Here is a 3,333-nt window from a genome sequence, read left to right on the forward strand (position 1 = left end):
CTGGCGTAGGTCGAGCTTGTCGACCAGGGCCTTGAGGTCGGCGGCGAAGGTGTCGTAGTCGTAGCCGATCACCGGCTGACTGGAGTGTCCGAACCCGCGTCGGTCATAGGTGATGACGCGGTGGCCTCGGTTCAGAAGCACCGGCACCTGCTTCTCCCACGAGTGGCCGTCAAGTGGGTAGCCGTGGATGAGCACCACCGGCTGCCCCGAGCCGTGATCCTCGTAGTACAGCTCGATCGGGTTGGAGTTCTCTTCCCCTACGTTCAGATAAGGCATGGCGTTAGCTCCTCTCTCGGTGCGGATGGCACATTCGTTGGTTAAAGAATCACATTGCTCTGTTGGTCTTGCTCTCGGGGTGGTACGCGGGCCCCGATCCGGGCGCCTATGCCAACGGGTAAGCGGCGACTGCGCGTTCCAGGTCTCTCCAGACGTGAGCCGGATCCCCCGAGGGGGTCGTGGCTACAACAACGCCGACTTCGGAGGTGCTCATGACCAAGCAGGCGACCTCCTGGAAGTGATGATGAGCGATCTCGGTCACGTAGTCGTCGGTGATACATGACCGCAGTGATTGCCCTGTCCGGACAGACTCCACCGCTCCGTCTTTTTTGGCCGAGATCGTGCCGTCCTCGCGGAGGTGAGCGAGGCGGAAGCCGGCCCAGCCGGCTAGGCGCTCGTCGCCCTCCATTGGAGTTACGTTGAGGTACCCAAGGGAGGTGCCGCCCGAGCCGACAAATGCGAACGTGGCAGTTCCTGGATCCCCGGGAACGGCACGGAACCTGGGGGGCACGGATAACGAACCGAGGCCGGAGGGGAGGGTGAGGCGCGTCCAGGAGCTCGGTGGTGCCGTCAAGGTGAGCCAAGCGAACGGGCGCGGTGGTGGTTGGGGCGCGGAGCGACCGGTAAAGCCGATGCCGTATATGGCGACCGCGACCACGGCCGCGGACGTGAGGATCCCAAGCGCCATGCGAAGAGGCCGGGGCAAGCGTGATCTTCGACGGCGCGCCGAGGCTGGGGATATGGATGCCTCCTTCGGCCAGCTGAGGGAACGGCCCCTGTGCACCTCAGGTGGTGTCATTGTCATTCGTTGCTGAGGAACTCAACAGACGTCGGTAGACGGCGGCCAGCTCCACGCGGGGCTGAACTTTCCCGGTGGCTGCATATCTCGGCGTGGCCGCCCCCCACCAGCGGTGGCAGGTCCGTCCTAGTGTCCTGGGTGAGGCACTTGAGCCACGCCCAGGTCGGCACCCTCGGATCGAGGGTCTCGAGGTGCTCGGCGTAGGTCCCGCGCAGGAATGCCTTCGCCTCGCTGCCGAGCTCACAAAGAGGAGGTCCGACAGGTCAATGACCAGCGCGGGCCGTCCGAGGCATCTGGCATAAGTCTGCCTGAAGCGAGACACCGTCATCCCGTCCAGGTCTCCCTCCACCCGGCAGAGCGCTACGTCGGCCACGTCGGTGACCGTCACGAAGAACATGGCAGTTGTCCCACGCCCTCTGTGTCGCGAAGGCGTATCTGGCAAAACGTCCGATCCAGCATCTCCATTGCCCTCTCGGCACTGATGGCACCTGCGTGCCATGCCACTCGCAGCTGTGTGGCGGCAAGGGCGAGACGAATTGCATCGCAGGTGACCTGGTCGTCCCGTGAAGCCGTGATGTGATGTTCACCCATAGCTCGGTCTCTTTCGCGTACTCGGATGACCGGGGATGTCCGGTTAGATGTTGCCGTCACCGTCGCTGGGACCGCCGTTGTTATCGGCGTCGCCGTCGCCGCCGCCTCCCTGGGGAATGGCGGGAGCCTTTGGCTGCGGCGGTGTCCGCATCACCGGAGGCGGAGGTGGCGCCACGGGGGGAGGCGGAGGCGGCACCACTGCCTGCACGGGCGGTGGCGCCGTAGTTGGCGGAGGCGGGGGCGGTGGAGGCGGCGGTGTGGAGCCGATCTGGTCCCCCGACGGAGACACGACGAACCAGCTGGCGCCGAAGGCGTTCACGCCCTCGCCGTTGGTGTCGCCGGGCTTCTGATCGCCGGAGAAGCGGTAGAGCGGGTGGCCGTTGTAGGTGACCTGCGGGCCTCCGTCCGAGCGTGGGGTGGTCCCGAGCAGCGAGGCGTTGGCTCCGCCGCTGACCGTGCCCTGACCGGTCGCCGGGAGCGGAGGCCAGGCCGTGGCGCAGGCGCCGGTGCAGGAGCTGGCGCCCCCCGAGTCCTTCTGGAACAGGTAGAGGGTGCGGCCCTGGGAGTCGACCAGGAGCTGACCCAGGCTGCTGCCGGCGACCCCGACCGTGGCCGGCGGTGGGGGGGTCGTCTTGGGGGTCGTCGGCGAGGCGCTGGCACCGCCGCCACCGCTGCCGCAGCCGGCGGCGGCCAGGGCGATGAGCGGTATCGCCGCCGTGCTGGCCACGAGGGTGACGGATCTGCTGCGAATCATGGCTGGCTCCTTCGACTGGGCGTGCTCCTGATGGTTGATCCGCGACCCCCGTCTTCGCACCGGGGCATCCCCCCTGCAGACCCCCCGGACTTCTCGTACTGGGCGGGAGACATGTCCCGGAGACCCGTTCGAAAGCTGGACGTCACTGCTCGCACCGAGCTGTCGAGGGCCTTAGCCGGCCCCGCCCAAGCGGCCTATGCCTGCGTCAGGCCGCCAGCGGCTCCGGGTCACGAGCGCACACAGACGAGGTAACAGACCGGCCCTTTACGTTGTCGAGCGCGGCGAGGAGCGCGGGCAGAAATCTCTTGGGGCTGACGGCGCACACGGCGTGGTCGCCGTCCACCTCGAAGAGGCCGCACCGGGGGATGGCCTGGGCCAGGCGCCGCTGGCGGGGGACGGGTACCACGTGATCGCGGGTGGTGATGACCACCGCCGAGGGGATCGAGACCGAGCCGAGCCACGACTCGGCTCGGTAGCTCAGCAGAGCTCGAGCCGCCTGGCAGATGGCGACCGTATCGTGACGGCCCACCACGTCCAGAACGGCCTGGGGCAGGCCACCCAGCCTCGCCCGTCCCAGCCCGGTGAGTGCTCGCATTGTTCTGAGGGCGCTGGCAGGAAGGCGACGCGCCGGCTCGCGGCAAGACGCGATGGCCGCCAGGCCCAGCTGCTCGAGTCTGGTGGCGGCGAAATAGGGTGCCGTGGCGCACAGGACCATCCCGGCTACGAGATGTGGGTGACGCCGCCAGAGGAGGGTGGCGACGGGCCCGCCCATCGAGTAGCCCACCACGATGGCTGGGCCGGTGCCGAGGGCGGTGAGCAGGGCTGCGATGTCGTCGGCGCAGGCCTCGAGGGAGAACGGACCTCGTACACCGCGACCGTGGCCTCGCAGGTCGGGCGATATGACCTGGAAATG

General features: G+C 67.8%; 3 protein-coding genes. All 3 read right to left on the reverse strand.

Annotated elements, in window-relative coordinates; all coding sequences use genetic code 11:
• A partial coding sequence (locus tag VH112_11985) for an alpha/beta fold hydrolase (protein ID HEX4540955.1) occupies window positions 1-276 on the reverse strand: 276 nt, incomplete at its 3' end.
• Window positions 277-1,709: 1,433 nt separating this feature from the next.
• On the reverse strand, window positions 1,710-2,420 hold the full coding sequence (locus tag VH112_11990) for a hypothetical protein (protein ID HEX4540956.1): 711 nt from the start codon (window positions 2,418-2,420) through the stop codon (window positions 1,710-1,712).
• Between the two features lie 205 nt (window positions 2,421-2,625).
• Window positions 2,626-3,333: alpha/beta fold hydrolase (locus tag VH112_11995; protein HEX4540957.1), on the reverse strand; the 708-nt coding region annotated here is incomplete at its 5' end.

It is taken from the genome of Acidimicrobiales bacterium, from assembly GCA_036270875.1.
Classification (GTDB): domain Bacteria; phylum Actinomycetota; class Acidimicrobiia; order Acidimicrobiales; family AC-9; genus AC-9.

Bases quoted from the DNA above. Each gene is read 5' to 3' on its own strand.
- VH112_11990 (HEX4540956.1), bottom strand. From the start codon at position 2,420: ATGATTCGCAGCAGATCCGTCACCCTCGTGGCCAGCACGGCGGCGATA.